Raw genomic sequence first — 24,629 nt, 5'->3', positions numbered from 1 at the left:
GAGGGTCCATGCGGTTGGCCGAGGTGTTCCAACGGGCGGTCGGAAGCGACTCGTCCGTGGAGTTCAGCGCATACGACGGCAGCCACGCGGGGCCGGCCGACGCGGGCGTGCGCATCGAGGTGCGATCACCGGAAGCGTTGTCGTACCTGGCGTCCGCGCCCGGCGAGCTGGGGCTGGCGCGCGCCTACGTCACCGGGCACCTGGAGATCATCGGAGACGTCTACGGCGCTCTGGTGCACCTGTCGGAGATGTCGCTGCGCGCGGTGCCGTGGCCGGAACGGCTCGAACTGCTGCGCACGCTGGGGCGGCAGCGGTTGAGTGCACGCGTCGAGATCCCGCCGCAGGAGCGCAGACTGCACGGCCTGCGGCACTCCAAGGCACGGGACCGTGAAGCGATCGCGCACCACTACGACGTCTCGAACACGTTCTACGAATGGGTCCTCGGCCCTTCGATGGCCTACACGTGCGCCGTCTACCCCACCGAGACGTCCACGTTGGAAGAAGCCCAGTTCGCCAAGCACGACCTGGTGGCGCGCAAGCTGGGACTGAAGCGCGGAATGCGTCTGCTGGACGTGGGCTGCGGTTGGGGCGGCATGGTGATGCACGCCGCGCGCGAGTACGGCGTCAAGGCGCTGGGTGTCACGTTGTCCCGCAACCAGGCCGAGTGGGCTCAGAAGGCGATCGCCGAAGCAGGCCTCTCGGAACTGGCCGAGGTGCGTTACCTGGACTACCGGGACGTCCGCGAGAACGGCTTCGACGCCATCAGCTCCATCGGCCTGACCGAGCACATCGGCAAGGCCAAGCTCCCCGCGTACTTCCGGTCGCTGTACCGGAAGCTGAAGCCGGGCGGGCGGATGCTCAACCACTGCATCACGCGCCCGGACAACCGCCAGCGCGCCCGCACCGGCGGGTTCATCAACCGGTACGTGTTCCCCGACGGCGAGTTGGTCGGGCCGGGGCACATCGTGTCGCTGATGCACGACACCGGCTTCGAGGTGCGGCACGAGGAGAACATCCGCGAGCACTACGCCATGACGCTCGCGGCCTGGTGCGCGAACCTCGACCGGCACTGGGACGACGCCGTCGCCGAGGTCGGCCTCGGGCGGGCCCGGGTGTGGCGCCTGTACCTGGCCGCGTCACGGCTGGGGTTCGAGCGCAACAACATCCAACTGCACCAGGTGCTGGGCGTGAAGCTGGACGGCACGAGGTCCGGGATGCCGTTGCGCCCGGACTGGGCTTAGGAGAGCCCAGTCCGGTTCCGCACCCTCATGCCGCGTCGGCGTGTGTGGTGGCGGGGTCGGTGGGTTGTCGGTGGAGGAGGTTCTGACGGGGTTGCTGGGCGGGGTCGATGTGGCGGGGTGGGATGAACGCCGGAACCCCGCCGCTGAGAGTGATCCGCCAGTGTGAGTGGTGGACCAGGCTGTGGTGGTGCCGGCACAGCAGGACGAGGTTGTCCAGGTCGGTGGAGCCGCCGTCGGCCCAGTGCCGGATGTGGTGGGCGTCGCACCACTTCGGCGGTCGCGGGCAGCCGGGGAAGGCACAGCCGCGGTCGCGGGTGTGCAGTGCGCGGCGTTGGGCGAGGCTGACGGTGCGGCGGGCGCGCCCGAGGTCGAGGACTTCGGAGCGGTCGCCGAGCACGGCGGGGATGGTTTTGGCGTCGCAGGCGATGCGACGGGCCTGGGCGGCGGACAGGTACCGGCCGCCGTCGAGCACGGCGTGCCCGGTGCCGCGCCGCAGCGTGCCGTAGTCGAGGGTGATGCTGATGTGGGGGCGTTCCCCGGCTTCGGAGGGCAGCCCGCCGGATCGCATGGCCAGCGCTACGAGGTCGGCGAACGCCTCGCCCTGCCGGTGGGCCAGGTCGCGGGGGTCGTCGGCGCGGGGTTGGGACAGCGGTTCCAGCACCGCCCGCAGTTGTGCCCCCGACTCCACCGACAGTTCGCCGGAGAACTCCACCCGGCCACCGGGCAGGTCCCGCAGCCACAGCAGGTCGCCGGGGTCGGCGGCGGGTTCGTCCACCTCGTCGGCGGCGTCCGCGACCGCCTGCAGGTGGATGCGGTCGGCCAGGTGGCGCACCGCCCGGGGCTCCACCGACAACGCCGCCTGCACCAGGATCTCCTCCGACCCGTCGGGTAGCTGCCTGTCCAAGGCGCGGGCGATCTCCCGCAGGTGCCCCTCGGACAACTCGGTGACGACGGCCGCGGTCGTCGGGTACAGCGGGGCCACGGGCTGCCCGGTCGGGCTCTGCGTGGGCAGGAACCACCGGGCCTGGAGCGTCCAGCGCTTCACCTCGCCTGGATCGGCGCGGGTGATCTGCCGGTAGTCCGCCACGTCCAGACCCCGCGCCACGAACTCGGACAGCAACGCCAGACGACGCGCATGGACCTCCCGCGCCCGCGCCTCGGTCTCCGCGATGGCGTCGTAGAGGCCATCGTCGGACAGCAGCGCAGGCGAAGTGATCATGCCGACCACGCTATTCGAACAGGTGGTCCCCGTCATCACACGGAAGGGTGGTCGACCGGAATCGATCGAGTGTCATGCGAGCTGGTCGGCGATCTGCTCGGCCTGGTTGGACGGGATCGCGAAACCGATGCCCACGCTGCCCGCCTGGCCGCTCTCGGCCGTCGGCGAGTAGATCGCCGAGTTGATGCCGACGACCTGCCCGGCCGCGTTGATCAGCGGCCCGCCGGAGTTGCCGGGGTTGATCGACGCGTCGGTCTGGATCGCCTGGTAGCTGACGGGGTTCGACCGGCGCGTCGAACCGGGCACGGTCACCGTGCGGTCCAGCGCGCTGACGATCCCGGACGTCACGGTGCCCTGCAGGCCTTCCGGCGAGCCGATGGCCACCACCTGGTCACCGATGCGCACATCGTCGGAATCCGCGAATGTCGCCGGGGTCAGGCCGGATACGCCCTCGGCCTGGAGCACGGCCAGATCGCTGCCGGTGTCGGCGCCCAGCACCTTCGCGTTCACCGTGCGGCCGTCGTCGAAGGTCACGGTGACATGCTGCGCGCCGGACACGACGTGGTTGTTGGTCAGGATCCGGCCGTCCGACGACAGGATCACGCCCGACCCGATGCCCTCGCCCTGCGCGGCGGCGACGTTCACCTGCACCACGCTGGGCAGCACCTTCGCGGCGATCCCGCTCACATCCACAGTGGACGACGACGACTGCAAGGCCACCGGGGTGGTCGACGTGCCGACCGGGGATCCGGGCGCGTTCAGGGCGCCGATCACCCCACCCGTGGCCCCGCCGAACAGGGCGGCGATCAACGCCGCCGACGTCACCACCGTGCCGGTCCGCCGCCAGAACGGCCTCGGCTCGTCCAGAGACCCGCGCACGGCGGGGAAGTCCTGTGTCATGCACCCAGGAAAGCCCCGGCGGCTATGAGGAGGCTGAGCGCCCGCCTAGGACTTGCCAAGAAGTCGGCGCACCTCGTCGGCGGTGAGCAGGGCCTTCCCGAACAACGGCCCCTGCGCCCCGGTCACGCCCAGCTCCAACAGCCGCCCCGCCTCGAACGCGGTGCCGACGCCCGCCGCGTACAGCGGGATGCCGAGGGTCCGCGACCAGGTGAGTAAAGCGACGGCGGCGCTCTCGTCCACCCGGTCCGCGCCCTCCACCAGCCCGTACAGCGGGGAACCCTGGAACTTCACGCCGTGCAGCGGGATCTGGCGCAGCTTGTCCACCGCGATGTTGCCGCCGCCCACCTGGTCCAGCACGAACCGCACGCCGTGCTCGGCCAGGATGGCCAGCTCCTCCGCCTGGTCCTCGTTGATCAGCGCGGGAAGCTGCTCGCCGAGTTCGAACCGCAGCATCGTCGCCGGCAGCCCGCTCTCCCGCAGGATGCGCCGCACCTCGGCGACCAGCTCCGGCTCCTGGCACTGCCGCGCGGTCAGGTCCATGGTCAGCACGGGCGCGAGCGGCCCGAATTCCGCGTGCCACGCCCCGGCGTGCCGGCACGCCTGCTCCATCGCCCACCGGCCCAGGCGCACCGCCATCCCGGTGGACGCCGACAGCGACGCCAGCGACCGCGGGTCCAGCGGGCCGTGCTCGGGGTGGTCCCAGCACAGCCGGGCCTCCACGGCGATCAGCGAACGGTCCTCCAGCGAGTGCACCGGCTCGTAGTCGACCCGGAACTCGCCCTGCTCCAGCCCGCCCGAGATGGACGCCGCCAGCACCAGTTGCTGCCGGTTGCGCTGGTCGCGGGCCTTGTCGTAGAGCGCCCACTGCGCCTTGCCGTCGTCCTTGGCCCACCGCAGCGTCACGTCGACGCACCGCAGCAGCTCCGCCGCGTCCGCGCCCCGCGCGGGGTGCACGACGATGCCCACGCTGGCAGTGACGCCGATGCCGTGGTCGCCCACCCACACCGGCTCGGCGAGCAGGTCGACGGCCTCCTCGACCAGTCGCACCACGGTCGGGATGTCGGCCGGGTCGCGGATCAGCAGGCCGAACTCGTCCGGCCCGATCCGGGCGAGCTGGCCGATCCCGCCGAACACCGTCCGCAGGTGCCCGGCGACGACGTTGAGGATCCGGTTGCCCAGCTCGTGCCCGAACGCGTCGTTGACCACCCGGAACCCGTCGACGTCGAACACCACCAGCGCCAGCGAGTCCGGCCCCTTCATGCCGACCGCGCCCTCCAGCCAGCCCAGGAACTGCGCCCGGTTCGCCAGCCCGGTCTGCACGTCGTTCAGGCTCTGCCGCAGGAGCTGCGACTGGAGCGCCCGCAGCTCGTCCAGGCTCTCGATCATGGTCATGAAGTACGCGGGCTCGCCCGCTTCGTCGCGCACCAGCGACCCGGCGATCAGCACCTCGATGGTCTCGCCGTCGCTGCGCACCAGCCGCAGCTCGGTCCGCACGTGCTCGCGCACCCCGGCCCGCAGCAGCTCGGCGATCTCCGCGAGCCCGGCCCGGTCGTCGGGGTGGATGAGGTCGTAGGCGCACAGGTCGGCCACCTCGTCGGAGGTGTAGTCGAGCATGGTGAGCAGGGCGTCGTTGAAGTCCAGGATCTCGCTGTCCATCCCGGTCAGCGCGATCGCGACGGCGGAGGTGCGGAACACCGCGCGGAACTTGGCCTCGCTGGCCCGCAACGCCGTCTCGGCCTCGCGGATCGTGTTGAAGGCCGCCGACTTGGTGAGTTCCTGCTGGTCCAGGGTGCGGTCGCGCAGGGCGTCGCTGAAACCCGCGGCGACCCCGCCGAGCACCGCCATCAGCCGGTGCGTGCGCTCGACCGGCAGCCCGACGTGGCTCGGCAGGTGCTCGCCGAGGAACGCCAGCGAGCGCTCCAGGGACGCGGCGGACACGAAGCCTTGTTCGACCAGCGCCCGCCCGACCCCGTGCACGGCGGTCGCCTGGTACGGCTCGCACAGCAGCGCCGCGCGCAACTCGCCGGTCAGGCGGGCGAGCGCGTCCCGCAGCGCGGCCTGGTCGCCGACGACCGCCGAGCCGACGGCGTCCGCCCACCGGCGCGCGAACCCGTCCGCGGCGAGTGCGCCCGCCCCGAGTCCACCGCTTGACGCGGCGCCTGCGTGTTCGACCATCTTCATTCAGCTCTACAGGGCCAATCGTCTGAGTGCCGACCTGGCGTCGGCTATCGCGAGATCAGATCACCGCGATAGCCCGACAGGCGCATTCCAAGTCCGATGTCACTCGAATGGATGCCAGGTGTCCACTGGTGGCCGTTGAGCTTACTGGGCCGGTGCCGAGTCGGCGCGCACCGACTCGCTACCGGCGGGTAGGTCCACTCCGGCGAGTGGGTGGACCGGGACCGGCGAAGTGCCCCGGTCCACCCGTTCCGCACCTGCTCCGGCGTGTTCCGGCGGGCTGATCAGCGACTCGGCGAGGGCCGAGTCCCGGGTGCCCGCTACTCCGGAATCCGCTGGTAGGTGCCGTCCTTGAGGAGCCTGTCCACGGCCGCTTGGAATGCGCGCGGCGAGTCCTTCCGGAACGCGAATCCCCTGTCGATTCGCTCGAACTTGCCGGGGGGACTTCGAGTTCGGCTGGTTCGCGGCGGCGTGTCGCAAACCGCTGATCGTGCTCATGATGACCTCGATTGCCGTTGCCGGAGTCCCGGATAAACCGCCGCGTTCTCGGCGAAGCCGAACACCTCATAGCCGGGTTTACCGGCGTCCCGACAGATGTGCGGGCTTCGCCGCCCGATCGCGCTTGGCGACCTCTTCGCGGACGATCGGGATGACGTGCCGGCCGAAGTCGATGGTGTCGCCGAGCATGTCGTAGCCGCGAGCCGAGATGATGTCGACGCCGAGGTCGTAGTAGTCCAGCAGCGCTTGGGCGACCGTTTCCGGTGTGCCGACCAGTGCGTTGGAGTTGCCCGCGCCGCCCGTCGCGGCGGCCGTGACTGTCCACAGTGCACGGTCGAAGCGCTCCCCGCGCGCGGCGATCTCCAGCAGGCGCTGCGAGCCGGTGTTCTCCGGGTTGGTCAGGGAGTGCCTGCGGGTCGACGTCTTGCCGCCCGCCGTGCGTGCCTTGATGGTGTCCACCGTGCGGTAGGCCTTCTCCCAGGCCAGTTCCTCGGTCGTGCCCAGGATCGGGCGGAACGCGACCTGGATGCGGGGCACGTCCGCGCGGCCGGCGTCGCGGGCGGCCTGCTTGACCGATTCGATCTGGGCCGCCGTGTCCGCCAAGGGTTCGCCCCACAGGCAGAAGATGTCGGCTTCCGCGCCGCCCGCCCGGTACGCGGCGGGGGAGGAGCCGCCGAAGGACACGTTCGGACGGGGGTGCTGCACGGGGAAGACGTCGCTGACGAAGTCGGCGAACCGGTAGTGCTCGCCCTCGTGGTCGAAGGGTTCCCGGCTGGTCCAGGCCTTCTTGACGATCTTGATGTACTCGCGGGTGCGGGAGTAGCGCTCGTCCTTGGTCAGGTAGTCCCCTTCGCGCTGCTGCTCGTGGTCCGTGCCGCCGGTGATGAAGTGCACGGTCAGCCGGCCGTCGCTGATCTGGTCCAGCGTGGCGAACGTCTTCGCGGCGAACGTCGGGTAGGAGACGTTCGGCCGGTGCGCCAACAGGATCTGGAGCTTGTCCAGCTTCGTGGCGATGTACGCGGCGGCCTGCGCGGGCTCGGGCGAGCCGGCGCCGTAGGCGAACAGCACCCGGTCCCAGCCGTGTTCTTCGTGCGCGCGGGCCAGGCGCAGCGTGTACTCCTTGTCGAACGACGCGCCGCTGCGCGTGCTCGTCTCGGAGCCGTCGTTGGTGCCGCCGATCCCCAGGAACTCAACAGGCACGTCGGTACCTTCCACGTGGTGGTACTCGGGTCAGGTGGCGCTCACGCCACCGATGAGGAGGGGAACGCCGACGCGCCGACGACGTTGAGGGAGACGCGCGGGGTCGGCGGGCCGGTCAGCCCGAACAGGAAGCGGACCACACCCGACCGAAGTCGATGTGGCCACGAATGACCAGCCGCACGGAATCCACGATCCCAGTGCAGCAGCGGTGGGCGCGGGCGTCAACGGTGGTTGGGCCCGTGTCCAAATGCCGGACTCCCTTGACTTGTCCCGCGCGTGGGCGCTTCGATCGCGGTGCGGCGTTGAGGGACGCGGCACGCTCCCGTGTTCCCTCGTGCTCTGGAGCCGCCCTGATGAGCGCTTCTACCGGCGAATGCGGTCGTGTTCCTGGCTCGGGTGCGATGAGCGTCATCGTCCTGGTCGGGGCCGGTCCGCGGGCTTCCGGGTTGATCGAGCGGATCGGGGCCAATGCCGCGTCTCTGTCGGTCGGTCCGGTTGAGGTGCACTTGGTCGACCCGTTCGCGGTCGGGGCCGGGCGGGTGTGGCGGCACGAGCAGTCGCCGTTGCTGCGGATGAACTCCATGGCCGAGGACGTCACGATGTTCACCGACTCCTCGGTGGTGTGCGACGGGCCCGTGCGGCCTGGGCCTTCGTTGGCGGAGTGGGCCGCTGATCCGTCCACTGTGGAGCTTGACCCGCTCGTTCGGGATGAGCTGGCTGCGATGTCGCCCACGTCGTTTCCCAGCCGGCGGGTGCAGAGCGCGTATCTGAAGTGGTTCCACCAGCAGGCCGTTGCTTCGTTGCCGGCGGGGAGTGTGGTCCATGTGCATCCGACGAAAGCTGTGCGGCTGACCGGGTCTTCGCAGATGCGGCAGCGGGTGTGGCTGGCCGATCGGGCTGAGCCGTTGGTGGCTGACGTCGTGGTGCTCGCGTTGGGGCACTTGGATGTCGAGGTTTCGCCCGAGGAGTCTGCGTTGGGTGCTTACGCCGCCTCCAACGGGTTGGTGTACCTGCCGCCCGCCTACACGGCTGATGTCGATCTGTCCGCGGTGCCCGCCGGTTCGGACATCGTGGTGCGGGGGATGGGGTTGGCGTTCGTCGATCTCGCGGTGTTGTTGACTTCCGGGCGGGGTGGGGCGTTCGTCCGGATGGATGGGGTTTTGCATTATGTGCCTTCGGGGCGGGAGCCTCGGTTGCACGTCGGGTCGCGGCGTGGGGTGCCGTATCACTCCAAGACCGGGTACCGGTTGGTGGGGGAAGCTCCCGGGCGGCCTCGGTTCTTCGTGGCTTCCACGTTGTTGGAGGTGCCGGGGGAGATCGACTTTCGGCTGCACGCCTGGCCGTTGATGGCCAAGGAGATCGCCTACGGGTACTACCGGGAGTTGTTCACCGGGCACCCTTCGCGGGTTCGGCAGTCCTGGGAGTCGTTCTCTGCCTTGTTCGCCTCGTTGGACTGGTACAGCGAGGAGATGCGTTCGCTGGAACGGTCCGCTGTTCCCGGGATGGCCGATCGGATTGACTTCGAGCGGTTGGATCGGCCGATCTCCGGGTTGGCGTTCGGGTCTGCCGAAGGGTTTCAGGCGTTTTTATTGTCGTATGTTTCCGGGGATGTCGCTCGGCGGTCGTCTTCTTTTTACAGTGCCGATTTGGGTGCGTTCCTGTCGTTGTTGGGGGTTTATGGGGAGTTGGCTGTTTTGGCGGCCTCCGGGCGGTTGACCGGGGAGGACGGGTGGTGGCACGGGTTCTTCAGCTACTTGGCCAGTGGGCCTCCGCCGGATCGGTTGGAGGAGTTGTCGGCGTTGGCCCGTGCCGGGGTGGTTCGGTTTTTAGGTGCTGATATGTGGGTGGAGGCGGTCGACGGCGTGTTCCTGGCTGGCAGTGCCAGTGTGCCGGGGCATGTTGTGCGGGGGTGCGGGTTGATCGAGGCCCGGTTGCCGGTGCACACGTTGTCGCGTACGGCTGACCCGTTGTTGCGGTCGTTGCGGGCGGCCGGGGATGTTCGTGGGGATTCCGGGTTGGTCCGGGTGTCGCCCGGTGACAGTCGGGTGGTGGATGCCGCCGGGGTTCCCCATGCTCGACGGTTCGCGGTCGGGCCTTATACGACTGACAAGGCTTATGCCGCTTTTGCCCGGCCTCGGACCAATGCTCCTTCGTTTCGGCAGAACGATCAGGTGGCTCGGGCGGTGCTGCGTTTTCTGGCGGCTGGTGCCCTGGATTCTTCGGTGGCCTGACCGCGCTCGGGGCCGAAGGTCAAGTGTCGTGGTTCGGATTTTCGTTGTGGCGGTGGCAGGTCAGGCCACGGTCGAGAGGACCGACGCGATCCTGGTGGCGATGCGGTCGTTGTCGGACGGCGCGAGGCTGAGCCAGCCGTTCTCGTGCACCATCAGGTATCTGCCCTGGCGGGTGTCGAACCACGTGATGAGCACGCCTGCCCTGGTCGCCCGGTGGCCGCCGCCTACGCTGACGCCGAACTGGCCGCCGGCGGTTCGGGAGGTGGCCAGTTCGCTGACCACCGTCGCGTCTTCGCGGGACAGGCCTGCCTTCCGCAGTGCCTCACGCTCGTCCAGTCCGCCGCTGCCCCACGGGTCGTCGTTCTCCTCGTCGTCGTGCTGTTCCTGTTGCAGGGCAACGGCTGTGTTGAGCGCCTCCAACCGCAGTGACAGGGCGGTGCCCGGTCCGGCCGAACCTTCCGGCAGCACTGCCACGATCGACCTCGCCAGGGCGGTCGGGCGGATCTCCAGCAGGCCCACCTTGCCGCTGTCGATGATCGCCAGCACGGCTCGGCGGCCGTTCGACGCCGCCACCGCCCGCACCGGGCGGTCCACGTGGGCCACCGCGTCCACCGACAGGTCGTGGTCGGCCAGCACGTGCAGCAGGTCCACCAGGCGCGGGTCGGGTTCGCCGTGTTCGGCCAGGACCTGGGCGCGGAGGCGGGCGCGTTCCTCGCCGGTCGTGCCCGGACTCGGCACGTCGAGCGGGTACGGCAGGCGGCCCAGACCCTGGTCGTGCCACAGCACGTCCAGTTCGCGCGGGGTCAGCAGGAAATCCGGTTCGATCACTGGTCGCCGCCCTTCTTCTTCGGCTTCGTGCCGCCGATCACGGACGGGGGCAGGTTGTCGCCGGGCACGTCGAAGATGTCCTCGCCTCGGAGATAGGCCGCGGCGCGGTGTTCCTTGTCCTCGTCGCCCTGGCCGCCCGCGCCGCCCATCGGGGCGCCGCCCATGGGAGCGCCCGCCGCGCCCGCGCCGGGAGCGTTCGGGGTGAAGCCGGGCATGGGAGGCCGTGGGCCTTGGTTCACCGCGCCGGACGCGCCGCCCGCGGCCAGTTGGCCCGCGCCGGTCGGGCCGAAGCCGCCACCTCCGCCGGTGGGGCCGAAGCCGCCCCCACCTCCGCTACCGCCGAAGCCGCCACCGGGGAAGCCGCCACCGGGGAAGCGGCCTGCGCCACCCGGAGTGCCGGGAGCGGGCGGGGTGCCGGGTGCGCCGGCGGGAACGTACGGCGGCGGGTTGCCGTAGCCGGTCGGGGACTTGGGGATGACGGTGCCGGGAGGCGCGGGCTTGTACGGCGGTGGCTTCTGCTTGCCGGACGTGCCGCCTGGCGGCATGTGGTTCGGCGGGACGTAGCCGCCGCCCGGTGGGGTGTAGCCGTTGCCGGACGGGGGCGTGTAGGCGGGCGGGGTGTACTTGTTGGCCACCGGGACCTGGGCCGCCGCCGCCGCGGCCGTCGTGCCCTCGGGGCGGTAGGCCGCGGCCGGGACCATGGGGGTTCCACCGCCGCCGCTGCCGCCGGATGGCGTGTAGGCGGGTGTGGCGGGGGTCGCGGCGGTCTGCGTCTGGTAGGCGGACGTCAGGGTGGTGCCGCTGGGTGCGGACGCCGCTTGGGCCTCGCTCAACGCCGGTGCGCCGGCGGTGGCGAGCATCATCGGCTGCGCTTCCTCCACGCGGCCGGTCACCGGGTTGAACGGCGGGGTGAAGCGCGGGGTGGTCTCGTCCACCGTGCGGGACTCGTCCTCCATCGTCGTCATGACGGCGACGGCTTGCTCGTGGGCGGCACGGGCCTGGTCGTTGGCCGCCTGCACGTCGGCCGCCGAGGACGCGAAGCCCCGGAGACCGCCGGCCGTGAACGCGCCGGTGGCCTGGTCCCAGCCGAACTCGACCGGCTCGGGCATGCTCGCCCTGGCGTTCTCCATGATCCGGCTCTGGTCCTCGACGCGCTTGCCGACCTCCACGGCGTTGGCGGCGGTCTCGGTGATCCAGTCGGCCAGCAGCTTGATCGCCGACCTCGCGCCGTCGGCGGCCTCGCCGGTCCAGCCGGTCTCGGTGGCGGCGACGCGCTCGTTGATCACCCGCGCCGACTCGGTCAGCTCGGTGCCGAACTGCCCCCACTCCGCGCCGATCTCGCCGGTCTGGCCGGGGTCGTTGTTGGTGTGGACCGCGTCGTACAGCTCGCGGTGGGAACGGGACGCCCAGTTCTGGGTGTCCGTCAGCACCAGGTCGATCTCCTGCTGGTCGGCCATCTCACTCGCCCCTCAGACGGGTCAGCTCGTCGCCGTGTTCCTCGTCGACGGCGCGGAAGTTGCGGATCGCGCTCCGCACCGAGTCGTGCGTCTGCTGGAGCACTTCGCGGTAGGCGGTCATCACCGAAGTGAACGACATCTCCTCGCCCTCGGCGCGGGACTCGAACTTGGCGGCCATCTTGTCGCCGACCGGGTTCGCGCCCAGCGGCGCGGGGCGGGCCAGCCTGCCCGCGCGCTCCAGCCACGAGTCGACCTGGTCGATCTGTTCGAGCAGCATCCTGCGCAGTTCCTCGCCGGTCGCCGGGTCGAGCGTGACCCGGCCGGAGTCCACCGTCTCCCGCAACGCCGGCACCGACCCGCCGACGGACGGGGCCGCAGTGGCGACCCGCGCGGTTTGCCGCTGCGCGGCCTCTTGTTCATTCCCTGCTTCGGCGATGTACATCGGATTCCCTCGCGAAGGCAGCCTGCTGGACGAAAACCAGGTTCACCCTCGTCTCCAACGCCCGTCCAACGCCCCGCCAACGCCACTGTCGAGCCGCCGCCTCCTCGGCGGAGCGGACGCCGCCCACCACTATGCGAAACTCCCCGGGCAAGGGGGGACAACGCCGAAAGGTTTCAGGATGCGGGTGAACCTGCTCGGCCCTGTTGAGCTCGTTTCCGCAGACGGTGTGGCCGTCCGGCTGGGCGCGGCGAAGCGGCGGACGGTCCTCGCGGCGTTGGCGCTGGAGCTGAACCGGGTGGTGTCGGGCGACCGGCTGCTGTCGCTGGTGTGGGACGGATCACCGCCGCCGCAAGCGAAAGCGGCCCTTCAGGGGCATATCGCCCAGCTCCGCAAAGTGCTCGCGGGCGGTGTCGCGTTGATCACTCGTGCGCCCGGTTACGTGCTGACCGGCGACCGGGACGCGGTGGACGTGTTCCGGTTCGAGGATCTGGTCGCCGCCGCGCGGGACGCCGTCGACGAGACCGCCGTGGGGCTGTTGACCGGCGCGTTGGCGTTGTGGCGCGGGCCTTTGCTGGCGGACGTGCCGGGCGAGGAGGTGCGCGAGGCGGTCTCCGGGCGGCTGGAGGAGCTGCGGCTGGTGGCCGTGCAGGAGCTGTCGACCCGGTTGTTCCGGCTCGACCGGGCCGCCGACGCGGTGCCCGGACTGCGGGATGCCGTGGGCGCGTGCCCGTTGCGGGAACCGTTGGTGGCACGGCTGGTGCTCGCCCTGCACTGGACGGGGCGGCAGGCCGAGGCGCTGGAGGTGTTCCACCGCACGCGTGAGCACCTGGCCGACGAGCTGGGCGTGGACCCCGGTCCGGAGCTGCGGGACGCCTATCAGGCCGTGTTGGCGGGCGACACCGCGCCGAAGCCGGTGGAACGCGGCCCCGCGCCGGCGCAGCTTCCCCGTGAGCACCGGGGGTTCGTCGGGCGCGAGTCGGAGCTGTCCGACCTCGCGGAGAGCCTGCGTGGCGACTCGGCGATCGGGCTGCTGGTCGGCCCGGCGGGGGTGGGGAAGACGGCGCTGGCGTTGCACTGGGCGCACCGAGTGGCGGCGGACTTCCCGGACGGGCAGCTTTTCGTGAACCTGCGCGGGTTCGACGAGACCGAGCCGCTGGACCCGCGCACGGCGCTGGTGGGGTTCCTGCGGGCGCTGGGGCTGACCGACTCGCAGATCGCGGTGGACCTGGAGGCGCAGGCCGCGCAGTACCGGTCGCTGCTGGCCGGGCGGCGGGTGCTGGTGTTCCTGGACAACGCCCGGTCCGCCGAGCAGGCCCGGCCGCTGCTGCCGGGGTCCGCCGGGTGCCTGGTGCTGGTCACCAGCCGGCACCGGCTGGACGACCTCGTGGTGATGGAGGGCGCGTCCGCCCTGCACGTGCAGGTGTTGCCGGAAGAAGGCGCGGAAGACCTGCTCGCCGCCGTGTTGGGGCGGCACCGCATCGAGCAGGAGCCGGACGCCGTGGCCGAGCTGGCGGAGCTGTGCGACCGGCTGCCGCTGGCGTTGCGGATCGCGGGCGCGCGGCTGGCGTCCCGGCCGCGTTGGACGATCCAGTCGCTGGTGGACGAGCTGCGCGACGAGCAGCACCGGCTGTCGGCGTTGGAACTGCCCGAGGCCGGGCGCGGCATCCACGCGGCGCTCGCGGTGAGCTACCGGGAGCTGCCGGAGGGCGCGGCACGGCTGCTGCGCAGGCTGGGGCTGCACCCGGGGACCGATCTGGACAGCTACACGGCCGCCGCGTTGTTGGACATCAACGTGGTGAGCGCGCGCACCCACCTGCGGACGCTGGCGTACGCGAACCTGCTGCACGAGTCGACGCCCGACCGGTACTCGCGGCACGACCTCGTGCGGCTGTTCACCCACCGGCTCGCGGTCGGTGAGTCCGAAGTGGACACTTCGGTGGCGACGAACCGGTTGCTGGACTACTACTTGTGCGTGGCGGACTCGGCGCGGGCCCACCTGTCCGACCACGTGCGGCCGTTCGGCCCGCCCGAGCACCCGCCCGCGAGCTTCCCGGAACTGGCCTCGCACGCCGCCGCGCTGGACTGGTTCACGCTGGAGGAGGCGAACCTGGGGCCGGCGCTGGACATCGCGGTCAACAGCGGGCAGCGGGAGCGGACCTGGCGGCTGGCGCTGTGCCTGGACGCGTTCCACTTCCGGCGCGGCAACCGGGCGGACCGGCTGGCGCTGTGCCGCATCGGGCTGGCGGCGGCGCGGTCGCTGGGCGACGCGCACGTCGAGGCGACCTTCCTGCTGCGCCTGGGTTCCACGCTCGCCGACCTCGGCCGGATCGACGAGGCGATCGAGGCGTGCACGCGGGCGGCGGAGCTGTCCGGCGGCGACCGGCACCTGGAGCTGGCGGCGCTGGCGAACCTCGGGTACTGCCTGATGGCCGACGACCGGCTGGACCGGGCGCAGGAGACGATCCTGGAGGCGCTGGAGGTCGCGCGCGAGGTCGGCGACGCGCGTTCGCAGGCCGGCGTGCAGAACAACCTGGCGAACGTGTTGCTGCGCAAGCACCGGCCCGAGGAGGCGCTGCGGCACGCGACGGAGGCGTTGAGCCTGTTCACCTCCGCCGCGCCGTCGAAGGCGCACACCGCGACCTTGCACACCGTGGGCGCGGCGTTGCAGCAGTTGGGGTGGCTGGAATCGGCGCTGGAGTCGTACCGGGCCGGGTTGGCGCTGGCCGAACGGCTGGGTGACCGGTACCAGGAAGCCTTGTGCCACCGGGCGATCGGTGACGTGCTGGAGCAGTCCGAGGCGGTGGACGCCGCCGTGCCGCACTGGCTGACCGCGCTCCAGCTCTACCGGGACCTGCGGCTTGCCGACGCGGACGAGCTGGCGCGTCGGCTGGACCCGAACGTGCTCGCCGTCTAGCGGAGTGCCCGGGAGCGTGGTCGTGCTACCCGACCGCCTGGGCCGCGGCGCGGCCGGCTACTCGGCCGGAGAACAGGCAGCCGCCTAGGAAAGTCCCTTCCAGGGCGCGGTAGCCGTGTACGCCGCCGCCGCCGAAACCGGCTGCCTCGCCCGCCGCGTAGACGCCGTCGAACACCGTGCCGTCCTCCTTCAGCACGCGGCCGGACAGGTCGGTGTGCAGGCCGCCCAACGTCTTGCGGGTCAGCACGGACAGCCGCACGGCGATCAGCGGGCCTGCCTTCGGGTCCAGCAGCGGGTGTGGTTCGACCACCCGGATCAGTTTGTCGGTCAGGAACCTCCGGGCCTCGCGCATGGCGTTGACCTGCATGTCCTTGCCCAGGCCCGAGGTCACCTGCCGGTCGCGTTCCCGGATCAGCTTCTCCAGCGCGCCGGCGTCGATCAGGTCGTCGCCGGTGAGCTTGTTCATGCGGGCGGCCAGTTCGGCGGCGCCGCGGGCGGTGATGAACTCGTCCGACCGCTTGGCGAACTCCTCCACGGGGGCGACGGCGCCGGGCAGGGCGCGCTTGAGCACCTGCTTGGCGTCCTTGCCGGTGAGGTCCGGGTTCTGCTCGGAGCCGGAGAGCGCGAACTCCTTGCCGATGATCCGCTGGTTGAGCACGAACCACGAGTAGCCGTGGCCGGTCTTCACGATGTGCTCCAGCGCGCCGAGCGAGTCGAAGCCGGGGAACAGCGGGATCGGCAGCCGCCGCCCGGTGGCGTCCAGCCACAGCGACGACGGGCCGGGCAGGATGCGGATGCCGTGCCGGCTCCAGATCGGGGCGTAGTTGGCGATGCCCTCGGGGTAGTGCCACATGCGGTCCTCGTTGATGATCCCGCCGCCCGCGCCCTGCACGACCTGGAGCATCCTGCCGTCCACGTAGTCGGGGACGCCGGACAGCATGTGCTCGGGCGGGGTGCCCATGCGCGCGGGCCAGTTGCGGCGCACCATCTCGTGGTTGGCGCCGATGCCGCCGGACGTGACGACGACGGCTTGCGCGCGCAGTTCGAAGTCGTCGGTCCTGGTGCGGGAGCTGGGCTCGCCGCGCCGGGCGGTGCTGGGCTCCAGGATCTCGCCGCGCACCCCGTCCACCCGGCCGCCGGTGGTGGTCAGCCCGGTGACGCGGTGCCGGAACCTGAGCTGCACCAGGCCGGCCGCGACGGCGGCGCGGACGCGGCGTTCGAACGGTTCCACCACGGCCGGGCCGGTGCCCCAGGTGACGTGGAAGCGGGGCACGGAGTTGCCGTGGCCGTCCGCGAGGTACCCGCCGCGTTCGGCCCACTGCACGAACGGGAACCAGCGCATCCCCATGGCGTGCAGCCAGCTCCGCTTCTCGCCGGCGGCGAAGTGCACGTACGCCTCGGCCCACCGGCGCGGCCAGTGGTCGCTGTCCCGGTCGAACGCGGCCGAGCCCAGCCAGTCCTGGAGGGCCAGCTCGGCGGAGTCGCGGACCTTGAGCCGGCGCTGCTCGGGGGTGTCGACCAGGAACAGGCCGCCGAACGACCAGAACGCCTGGCCGCCCAACGAGGACTCCGGCTCCTGGTCGAGCAGGATGACCTTGCGACCCGCCGCGGCGAGTTCGGCGGTGGCGACGAGCCCCGCGAGACCCCCGCCGACGACGACGACGTCCGCGTCCTGTGTCATCGGGCGAGTCTAGATCCAACTCGTGGTCGCACACGAGAGTTGAACAAGTTTCACTTTAGGAGGTTCGGGGGATGAGCTACACCGCCTACACGGGCTCGACGGGAGAGGTCAGCGCGGTCTGGCGGCCGGTCGCGGACGTGCCGACCATCGACCGACCCGCCACGCAGGCCCGCCTGGTCGCACCGGGAGATGTCACGAATGGGCAGTTCGGGTTGTTCGAGTGGAACATGGCGCCGCGGGCGGGCGGACCGGGCGCGCACTTCCACAAGACGTTCTCGGAGTCGTTCTACGTCATCTCCGGAACCGTGCGGCTGTTCAACGGCGACAACTGGGTGAACGCATCGGCCGGCGATTTCCTGTTCGTCCCCGAAGGCGGCATCCACGCTTTCCGGAACGACTCCGACGACCCGGCCTCGATGTTGATCCTGTTCGCCCCCGGCGCGCCCCGTGAGGAGTACTTCCGAGAACTCGCCGAGATCGGCGAAACGGGCCGGCGGCTGTCGGCGGAGGAGTGGACGGAGCTGTACGCGCGCCACGACCAGCACATGGTCTGATCGGGACGCGCGCACAGCCCGCTGTTGAGGCCGCCGGCCGTTCGGTGAGGGGGAGTCCCGTCCGGCCGACGGCGGCCGACCGCCGCGGGCGCCCAGCGACGTCTCGGGGAGAGGGCCTGCCCCGCGCCCAGGGGGGAGTGAGCGCTTGGTGGTCCTGACGTCCGGGCGGCATCCACGAGCCGACCAGCAGTAGAACGAGCGGCATACCACAGGTGTTCCCGGCGTGTCCAGGGTCACTACACAGAGTCGCCGCGCAGTTCGGTCATCCGGGTCTCCGCGCCGGCCAGCTTGGTCCGGGCGGCGGTGGCCCGGCGCTTCGCCCGCTCCACCCGGGTCGCCGCCTCCTGCTCGGCCTGCTGCGCCCGCCGCAGCTCGGCCCGCAGTTGCTCCGCGTGCTCCTCGCGCTCGACCAGCGCCGACTCGGCCTCGGCCACCGCCGCGTCGGCCGCCTTCACCTCGGCCTGGGCGGCCGTGATGTCGTCCCGCGCCTGCGCCAGCTTCCGCTCCCGGCGCTGCTCGCGGCGTGGCGCGAGGTCGTCCCGGACGGGTGTGGCGGTCTCGCTCAGCGGCCCGAAACCGGACTGCTCCACGGGCCGCACGAGCCGTCCCGCGCGGATCCGGGCGGCCAGCACCGCGTCCGCCAGCGCGGCGGTCAGCGTGCTGCGCACCTGCTGCACGGCGTCCGGCCCCAACGGGGTGCCGCAGTCCACCGCCAGCCCCTCGGTCAGCCGCACCAGCGCGGCCACCACCACCCGCCGCCGCGCGCCGAGTTCCCGCAGCACGCTGCCCTTCAGCTCCTCCTGCGCGGCCCGCAGTTGCTCACCCAGCGCCACCGCCTCGGACAGCTCCGCCGAGCGGTAGCGGGCGAGCTGGTTCAGCGCCCACGCGGCGAGCGTCGGTTTGCGCAGGGCCGCGACCTCCTTCGCCAGCGCCTTGTCGCCCCGGTCCTGGGCGGCGCGGGCGTGGGCGTCGCGGGCCGCGACGAACCGCGCCGGCGGCAGGGCGTACAGCTCGTCGGCTATCCGATCGATCGGCGCGGCGTCCACGATGTCACCAGTGTGCTCGACATCGTGTTGATGTGCGATTTGTTACCGATTCAAGACAGCGTCCGGGGTTTCACCGTTGACAGTGTTTGACAAACCGGCCGGTCGGCTCTTGACTGGAACTGTCGCGCCGGTATCGCACTGACGCGGCACCCCTCGCGCGTGCGCGCAATACCCCGTTCAGTCCAATGTGGACCCGCCTATTGGGCTGTTCGCATGATTGTCCGGGAAGACCCGGGGAGATGTGCTTGCGCCAATCTTTCCCCACGAAGGGTTTGCGCCGTGATCAACTCAGGAAGTCGGTGGAGACACCGCACCAGTGCGGCCTTGCTCGCCGCCGTGCTGGGCACGACTGGGTTCGGCTTCGCCGCCGCTCCAGCCGTCGCGCAGGAGGCGCCGAACGCGCCCGGGACCGCCGACAAGGGCCTCGACAAGCAGGACCGGGAACGCGTCAACGAGGCCGAGCGGGCGGGCCGGGACAACGTCACGCTGCTGGTCGCCGCCGAAGAGGGCAAGCTGGACTCCGCCGTCGACGACCTCAAGGCCCTCGGCGGTGTGGTCGAGTCCACCGAGCGCGACGTCGAGTACCTCAAGGTCTCCGTGCCGCGGGACAACGCCGAGAAGGCCGCCAAGCTGGCGACCGTGACCGCGGTGGACGTCGACGGCCTGGTGGCGCTGGACAACCCGCGCCCCGAAGGCGCGACCGCCCCGCAGCCGCAGACGGCCCCGGGCGCGAAGACGCCCAAGAAGAACCCGTACATGCCGATCCAGGACACCAAGGCGGCGCAGTTCACCGACGAGCACCGCCAGTGGGACGGCCGCGGCACCACGATCGCCATCCTGGACAGCGGCATCGACCTGGACCACCCGGCGCTGGCCACCACGTCCACCGGCGAGCGCAAGATCGTCGACTGGTACAACGCCAACGCCACCAACTCCGGTGACGGCACGTGGATCCAGGTCGCCGGCCGGTACAACGGCACGTTCACCAGCGGCGGCGCGACCTACCGGGCGCCGGCCACCGGCGGCCCGTTCAGCTTCGGCCTGTTCCGCGAGACCGCGGGCGACCTGGGCCTGGCGAACAGCGAGACCGGCGGCGACATCAACCGCGACGGCGACAAGGTCGACGGGTTCGGCGTCCTCCAGGACATCACCACCAAGGAAGTCCGCGTGGACGTGGACGGTGACGGCGACTTCACCGACCAGACCGCGATGATCGACTACAAGTACAAGAAGGACGTCGGCCACTTCGGCGCCGACAACCCGGCCACCCCGGTGCTGGACACCGTGGCGTTCGTGGTGCAGACCGACCGCTCGATCTACGACAACGCGGGCACCGCGTACGTCAACATCGGCATCTCGGCCGCCGCGCACGGCACGCACGTCGCGGGCATCACCGCCGCCGACAAGATGTTCGGCGGCAAGATGGCCGGCGCGGCGCCCGGCGCGAAGCTGATGGCCGTCAAGGTCTGCCTGTCGACGCCGTCCTGCACCTCGTCCGGCCTGATCGACGGTGTGCTGTACGCGGCGCGCAACGGCGCGGACGTCGTGAACATCTCCATCGGCGGCCTGCCCGCCCTCAACGACGGCAACAACGCCCGCGCGGAGCTCTACAACCGCACCATCGCCGAGTACAACATGCAGATCTTCATCTCGGCGGGCAACAGCGGCGCGGGCGCGAACACCGTCGGCGACCCCTCGGTGGCGACGGACGCGATCAGCGTCGGCTCGTACATCACCAAGGACACCTGGCTGTCCAACTACGGCTCGGCCACCGCGCAGCGCGAGAGCCTGCACGGCTTCTCGTCGCGCGGCCCGCGTGAGGACGGCGGCTTCAAGCCGGACATCGTCGCGCCCGGCTCGGCGATCTCCACCGTGCCGCAGTGGCAGGTGCCCGGCCCCGTCGCCGGCACGTACGACCTGCCCGCCGGCTACGCCATGTTCAACGGCACGTCGATGGCCGCCCCGCAGGCGACCGGCGCCGCCGCGCTGCTGGTGAGCGCGTTCAAGGCGGAGCACAACGGCGAGCGCCCGACCGTGCAGGAGCTGCGCAACGCCATCCACTCCGGCGCGAAGTGGGTGTCCTCGCTGAAGGCCTACGAGCAGGGCGCGGGACTGTTCGACGTCAAGCGCTCGTGGGAGCAGCTCAACGCGCACCCGGACACGCAGGCCGTCACCACGTCGGTCACCGTGAACACCGCGCTGTCGCCGCTGCTGGCCACCCCGAACACCGGCGTGGGCATCCACGACCGCGAGGGCGTCACCATCGGCAAGGAGTACGTGCGGACCTACACCCTGACCCGCACCACGGGTCCGAACCGCAACCAGCAGTTCATGGTCAACTGGAAGGGCAACGACGGCACGTTCTCGTCCAAGTCCCTGGTCAGCCTGCCGCTGAACACGCCGGTCAAGTTCGACGTGAAGGTCAAGCCCACCAAGGCGGGCGTGCACTCCGCGGTGCTCAGGCTGGACAACCCCGGCACGCGCGGCATCGACGTGTTCACCCTGAACACGGTGTTCGCGGGCGAGGAGTTCACGGCGGTCGGCAAGCACGCGGTGTCGAAGAGCGGGACCATCCCGCGCAACCAGTCGCACAGCTACTTCGTGCGGGTGCCGGTCGGCACCAGCGCGCTGAAGGTCGACTTGGCCGGCGGCGGCGCGGAGGCGGGCAAGGGCCAGGTGCGCTTCCTGCGCTACGACCCGTACGGCGTGCCGGCGGACACCACGTCCTCCACCAACTGCTACAACCCGGACGCTGGCGCCGGCTGTGCCGGTGGTTCCCCGACCAGCCGCACCGTCGGCAACCCCGTGCCGGGCGTGTGGGAGATCGTGGTCGAGGCGCGTCGCACCTCGGACGCGGACGCCGCCCCGTACACCCTGACGGCGTCGGTGCTGGGCACGTCGGTCAGCCCGGACCCGGACACCATCCCGTCCGCGCAGGCCGGTGTCGGCCTGGACCGCACCTACGCGGTGAGCAACACCCTGGCCGCGTTCAACGGCCGGCTCGTGGGCGGGGCGCTGGGCAGCGCGAAGATCGCGCGTCCGTCCGTGGCCGAGGGCGTGTCGCAGACCTACGACGTGACCGTGCCCGCGGGCACCACGTCGCTGCGGGCGACCATCGGGCGGCCGAGTGACATCTCGGCCGACCTGGACCTGTTCCTCTACGACTGCACCTCCGGCTCGTGCCTGCCGGCGGGTCAGGCGGCGGACGGCGACTCCGAGGAGTCCGTGACGCTGAACAACCCGGCCGCGGGTCTGTGGCGGGTGCAGGTGGACGGCTACGCGGTGCCTTCGGGCACGACGGAGTACGACTACATCGACGTGTACGCGGTGGCCGGTCTCGGCACCGTGGCCGTGACGGACACCGACGCGGACCGGGTCGCCGGCGCCACGTGGAACGTGCCCGGCGTGGTCACCGCCACCGGTCAGGCCGGTGTGGGCCGGGTGCTGCGCGGTGAGCTGACCGTGCAGACCGCCGAGGGCGCCGTGGTGGGCCGCAGCGCGGTGATCGTGCAGAACGTCGTCTGACGTCCTTCCGGTCGGCAGGGCCATCCCCGGTTCGCCGGGGGTGGCCCTGTTCCTGTTTACGCGGGACTACGGGGTGGGGTCGATCCGGCTCAGCGGCTCGTCCACGTCCACCTGCCGCACCCCGTCGACAGCGGCCACCCGCTCGACGTCACCCGGCGGCACGGACACCCGGACGTACCCGATGGAGCTGTCGGTGGCTTCCACGGTCGCGCCCAGGCCGCGCACCGCCGACGCCACCTGCTCCGCGGCCCCCGTCTCGGTGGAGAGCACCAGCACCACGCTCGTCACACCGTCCTGCCGCGCCTTCGCCAGGACTTCCTTGCCGTGCGGGCTGAGCTTCGCGGACACCGGGATCGTGGGCGCGGTCGGTTCGGAGACCGACGGCAGGGTCGCCTCGACGCGCGTGGTCGGGGCGGGCAGGCTCGCCGACAGGACGGGGTGCGCGAGGTCGTCCGCGGTGTCGACCCGCGCCGCGCAACCGGTCGCCAGCACGCACAGGCACACCACCACGATCCGCTTCATCCGGTATCCCTCCCGAGCCGTCCGACACCAGGACGGAGCGACCGGGCCGGCAGGTTGCGTCAGTGGTCGGAACGCTGGTCGGAACGCTGGTCGGGCCCGCTGAACGCCTGGACCCGCTCCTGCCCGTCCGCGCTCTCCCCGAACACGCGGTTGTCCGATCCGGACACCGGCACGTGCGGGTCGCGCGCCTGGGTCTGGGGCATGTCCCGCACCCGGACCTGCGGCAGCGCACCCGGGTGACGGGACCGCAGCCACCCGACCAGGTGCTCCCGCGCCACGCACCGCAGGTCCCACAGCCGCCCGGCGTCGGTGGCGCTGACCAGCGCCCGCACCCGCACGAACGCCCCGGTGGCCCCGGTCACCTGCACGACGCACACCCGGCCGTCCCACAGGTCGCTCGACTCCAGCGCGTGCCGCAGCTCCTGCCGCAGGTCCTCCACCGGCACGGTCCAGTCCAGGTCCAGCTCGACCGTCCCGAGCAGCGCCGACTGCGTCCGCGTCCAGTTCTCGAACGGGGTCTTGAGGAAGTACGCGGTCGGCAGGATCAGCCGCCGGTCGTCCCACAGGTGCACGACCACGTAGGTCAGCGTGATGTCCTCGACGCGGCCCCACTGGTCCTCCACGACCACCACGTCGTCCAGCCGCAGCGCGTCGCTGAACGCGATCTGCACCCCGGCGAACACGTTGCCCAGCAATGATTGGGCCGCCAACGCCGCGATCGCGCCGATCACACCGGCCGACGCGAGCAGGCTGGTCCCGGCCGCCCGCGCGCCGGGGAACGTCATCAGCACCGCCGCGGCGGCCAGCACGCTGACCACCACCACGGTCACCCGCCGCACCAGCGTGATCTGCGTGTGCACGCGGCGCGCGTGCCGGTTGTCCGACACGTCGACCCTGATCCGCGCGAGCGTGGCGTCCTCGGCGACCACCAGCAGCGCCGCGAGCAGCCACGCCCCGGCGAGGATCAGCGCTATCCCGACCACGTGCAGCGCGACCGGCCGCCACTCGCCCCGGGCCGCGACGCCGATCGAGAACTGCACCGCCACCAGCACCGCGACGACCAGCGCGGGCCGGTGCGCGTGCCGGGCGAGGCCCGCGAACAGCGCGGACCGCTTCCCGATCCGCTGGACCACGCGGTGCACGAGCGTCACGGCCACCACTGCGACCAGGACCGACCCGGCGAACGTGAGAGCTGCGACGAGCACGGACTGGCACCTCCTCCGTCTCGGGACACGTCCCCCACCCGTACCCGTGGGACGGCTAGGCCATTCGTGTGGCGACTTTCCTCACGGCGTGCGCGTGCCGCCCCGACGCGCCCGACCGGACCGGCCGGTGGCGGGAACTAGCCGTTCGGCAGGAAGTGCGCGATCTTGCCGACGAACGCCACCAGGCGGTCCGGGGGGAATCGTTCCGGGTCGGTGATGGCCAGCCGGCCCGCCATCTCGGCCAGCGCGAGCATAGTGTGGCCGAGCAGCTCGGCGTCCAGCTCCGGGCCGCCCATGGCCTGCAAACCGAGGTCCGCCAAGGCGTTGACCTGTTCGGTCACCTGCGCGCGGACCAGTTCCACCTGCCGGCGGAACTCGACCGGCGTGCCTTCGGGCGGGAGCAGGACGAGCCGCCAGCGGTCCGGGCTCTCGACCACCGCGTGGACGAACGCGTGGACGGCGTCGGTGTACAGATCTTCTGGCGACCGATCGTCGAGGCCCGGCGGAACGGCCTCCAGGACCTGGGCGGTCGCCCGTTCCGCCTCGCGGGCGAGCAGACCGGAGATGACCTCGGCGCGGTTGGCGAACAGCTCGTAGACCACGGGCTTGGTGACGCCGGACCGCCGGGCCACGGCCTCCATGGTCAACGCGTCGAACCCGCCTTCGGCGATCAGCGCCAGCGCGCCGTCCAGTAGCTGGTCGCGCCGCTGCGCGGGAGGCAGGCGCGGGGCGTACTTCCGGCGCGTTGTGCTCACCAGGCCATCTTGCTACGGTGGCGTAGCTTTCACAAAGCTACGCTGGCGTAGTAATCGGCGGGGGTCGCGATGGAGCCGGACAACCTCGTGTCGCAGCCGCATGCAGGTCGTGTTCCGGCGCGGCGGGGTCGAGCTGCCGGTGCCGGCCGACCGCTCGGCGTCGGACGTGCCCGAGGGCTTGCGGCCGACCGTGCCCACTCGTGCCCGACCTGTAGCGCTCGACCTGTAGCGGA

General features: G+C 71.3%; 18 protein-coding genes. 6 read left to right on the top strand and 12 right to left on the bottom strand.

Translation table 11 applies throughout. The features are described from left to right. The first annotated feature begins 8 nt into the window (after positions 1-8). Entirely contained in the window at positions 9-1,241 is a 1,233-nt protein-coding gene (locus tag ACQPZF_RS36890; RefSeq protein ID WP_433265069.1) for a class I SAM-dependent methyltransferase, read from the top strand. A gap of 25 nt (positions 1,242-1,266) precedes the next feature. Here the strand turns inward: ACQPZF_RS36890 and ACQPZF_RS36885 are convergent, their stop codons facing one another. From ACQPZF_RS36885 to ACQPZF_RS36870, 4 genes are all read right to left on the bottom strand, one after another. Beyond that, positions 1,267-2,460, bottom strand: a complete 1,194-nt coding sequence (locus tag ACQPZF_RS36885) for a DUF222 domain-containing protein (RefSeq protein ID WP_433265067.1) — start codon at positions 2,458-2,460, stop codon at positions 1,267-1,269. A 72-nt stretch (positions 2,461-2,532) separates the two neighbouring features. Continuing rightward, a complete protein-coding gene (locus ACQPZF_RS36880) occupies positions 2,533-3,360 on the bottom strand; it encodes a S1C family serine protease (protein WP_433265065.1) in 828 nt (275 codons plus the stop codon). A gap of 45 nt (positions 3,361-3,405) precedes the next feature. Next, positions 3,406-5,535: a putative bifunctional diguanylate cyclase/phosphodiesterase gene (locus ACQPZF_RS36875; RefSeq protein WP_433265063.1), complete on the bottom strand. Its 2,130-nt coding sequence runs from the start codon at positions 5,533-5,535 to the stop codon at positions 3,406-3,408. Positions 5,536-6,114: 579 nt separating this feature from the next. Next, positions 6,115-7,236 (bottom strand): LLM class flavin-dependent oxidoreductase, encoded by a 1,122-nt coding sequence (locus tag ACQPZF_RS36870; protein ID WP_433265061.1) that lies wholly within the window; start codon positions 7,234-7,236, stop codon positions 6,115-6,117. Positions 7,237-7,637: 401 nt separating this feature from the next. Here ACQPZF_RS36870 and ACQPZF_RS36865 point away from each other — a divergent pair, with 401 nt between their 5' ends. After that, positions 7,638-9,467 (top strand): FAD/NAD(P)-binding protein, encoded by a 1,830-nt coding sequence (locus tag ACQPZF_RS36865; RefSeq protein WP_433265059.1) that lies wholly within the window; start codon positions 7,638-7,640, stop codon positions 9,465-9,467. Positions 9,468-9,527: 60 nt separating this feature from the next. Here ACQPZF_RS36865 and ACQPZF_RS36860 read toward each other — a convergent pair whose 3' ends face one another. Genes ACQPZF_RS36860 through ACQPZF_RS36850 form a run of 3 tightly spaced genes read right to left on the bottom strand, consistent with a single transcriptional unit; the run spans position 9,528 to position 12,194 of the window. Beyond that, positions 9,528-10,295 carry an ESX secretion-associated protein EspG gene (locus tag ACQPZF_RS36860; RefSeq protein ID WP_433265057.1) on the bottom strand — a complete coding sequence of 256 codons (768 nt, stop codon included), beginning with the start codon at positions 10,293-10,295 and terminating at the stop codon, positions 9,528-9,530. Further along, positions 10,292-11,752, bottom strand: coding sequence for a PPE domain-containing protein (locus ACQPZF_RS36855; protein WP_433265055.1), 1,461 nt, complete (start codon positions 11,750-11,752; stop codon positions 10,292-10,294). Before ACQPZF_RS36855 ends, ACQPZF_RS36860 begins: the two co-directional genes overlap by 4 nt. A 1-nt stretch (position 11,753) precedes the next feature. Further along, positions 11,754-12,194, bottom strand: coding sequence for a hypothetical protein (locus ACQPZF_RS36850; RefSeq protein WP_433265053.1), 441 nt, complete (start codon positions 12,192-12,194; stop codon positions 11,754-11,756). Positions 12,195-12,372: 178 nt separating this feature from the next. Here ACQPZF_RS36850 and ACQPZF_RS36845 point away from each other — a divergent pair, with 178 nt between their 5' ends. Continuing rightward, positions 12,373-15,108, top strand: a complete 2,736-nt coding sequence (locus tag ACQPZF_RS36845; protein WP_433265051.1) for a BTAD domain-containing putative transcriptional regulator — start codon at positions 12,373-12,375, stop codon at positions 15,106-15,108. Between the two features lie 25 nt (positions 15,109-15,133). Here ACQPZF_RS36845 and ACQPZF_RS36840 read toward each other — a convergent pair whose 3' ends face one another. Beyond that, positions 15,134-16,789: an FAD-binding dehydrogenase gene (locus ACQPZF_RS36840; protein ID WP_433265049.1), complete on the bottom strand. Its 1,656-nt coding sequence runs from the start codon at positions 16,787-16,789 to the stop codon at positions 15,134-15,136. Positions 16,790-16,860: 71 nt separating this feature from the next. Here ACQPZF_RS36840 and ACQPZF_RS36835 point away from each other — a divergent pair, with 71 nt between their 5' ends. Next, positions 16,861-17,343, top strand: a complete 483-nt coding sequence (locus ACQPZF_RS36835; RefSeq protein ID WP_433265047.1) for a cupin domain-containing protein — start codon at positions 16,861-16,863, stop codon at positions 17,341-17,343. Positions 17,344-17,579: 236 nt separating this feature from the next. On the opposite strand, the gene ACQPZF_RS36830 is transcribed toward ACQPZF_RS36835, so the two are convergent. Beyond that, positions 17,580-18,389, bottom strand: coding sequence for a hypothetical protein (locus ACQPZF_RS36830; RefSeq protein WP_433265046.1), 810 nt, complete (start codon positions 18,387-18,389; stop codon positions 17,580-17,582). Between the two features lie 279 nt (positions 18,390-18,668). Between ACQPZF_RS36830 and ACQPZF_RS36825 the strand changes: the two genes are divergently transcribed. Further along, entirely contained in the window at positions 18,669-21,914 is a 3,246-nt protein-coding gene (locus tag ACQPZF_RS36825; RefSeq protein ID WP_433265044.1) for a S8 family serine peptidase, read from the top strand. A 66-nt stretch (positions 21,915-21,980) separates the two neighbouring features. On the opposite strand, the gene ACQPZF_RS36820 is transcribed toward ACQPZF_RS36825, so the two are convergent. The 3 genes from ACQPZF_RS36820 to ACQPZF_RS36810 form a co-directional block, all read right to left on the bottom strand. After that, the gene (locus tag ACQPZF_RS36820) at positions 21,981-22,436 is read right to left on the bottom strand and encodes a hypothetical protein (RefSeq protein ID WP_433265043.1); all 456 of its coding nucleotides are present in this window, start codon (positions 22,434-22,436) and stop codon (positions 21,981-21,983) included. 59 nt (positions 22,437-22,495) lie between these two features. Continuing rightward, positions 22,496-23,641, bottom strand: a complete 1,146-nt coding sequence (locus tag ACQPZF_RS36815; protein ID WP_433265041.1) for a mechanosensitive ion channel family protein — start codon at positions 23,639-23,641, stop codon at positions 22,496-22,498. Positions 23,642-23,778: 137 nt separating this feature from the next. Then, a complete protein-coding gene (locus tag ACQPZF_RS36810) occupies positions 23,779-24,396 on the bottom strand; it encodes a TetR/AcrR family transcriptional regulator (protein WP_433265039.1) in 618 nt (205 codons plus the stop codon). Between the two features lie 100 nt (positions 24,397-24,496). On the opposite strand from ACQPZF_RS36810, the gene ACQPZF_RS36805 reads away from it, so the two are divergent. Next, positions 24,497-24,625, top strand: a complete 129-nt coding sequence (locus ACQPZF_RS36805) for a hypothetical protein (RefSeq protein ID WP_433265038.1) — start codon at positions 24,497-24,499, stop codon at positions 24,623-24,625. The last annotated feature ends 4 nt before the right edge of the window (positions 24,626-24,629 follow it).

The organism is Actinosynnema sp. CS-041913 (assembly GCF_050942485.1).
In the GTDB taxonomy this organism is placed as follows: Bacteria; Actinomycetota; Actinomycetes; order Mycobacteriales; family Pseudonocardiaceae; genus Actinosynnema.
The sequence above is the reverse complement of the archived record's forward strand: the minus strand, read 5'-3'. Positions and strand labels throughout refer to the sequence as shown.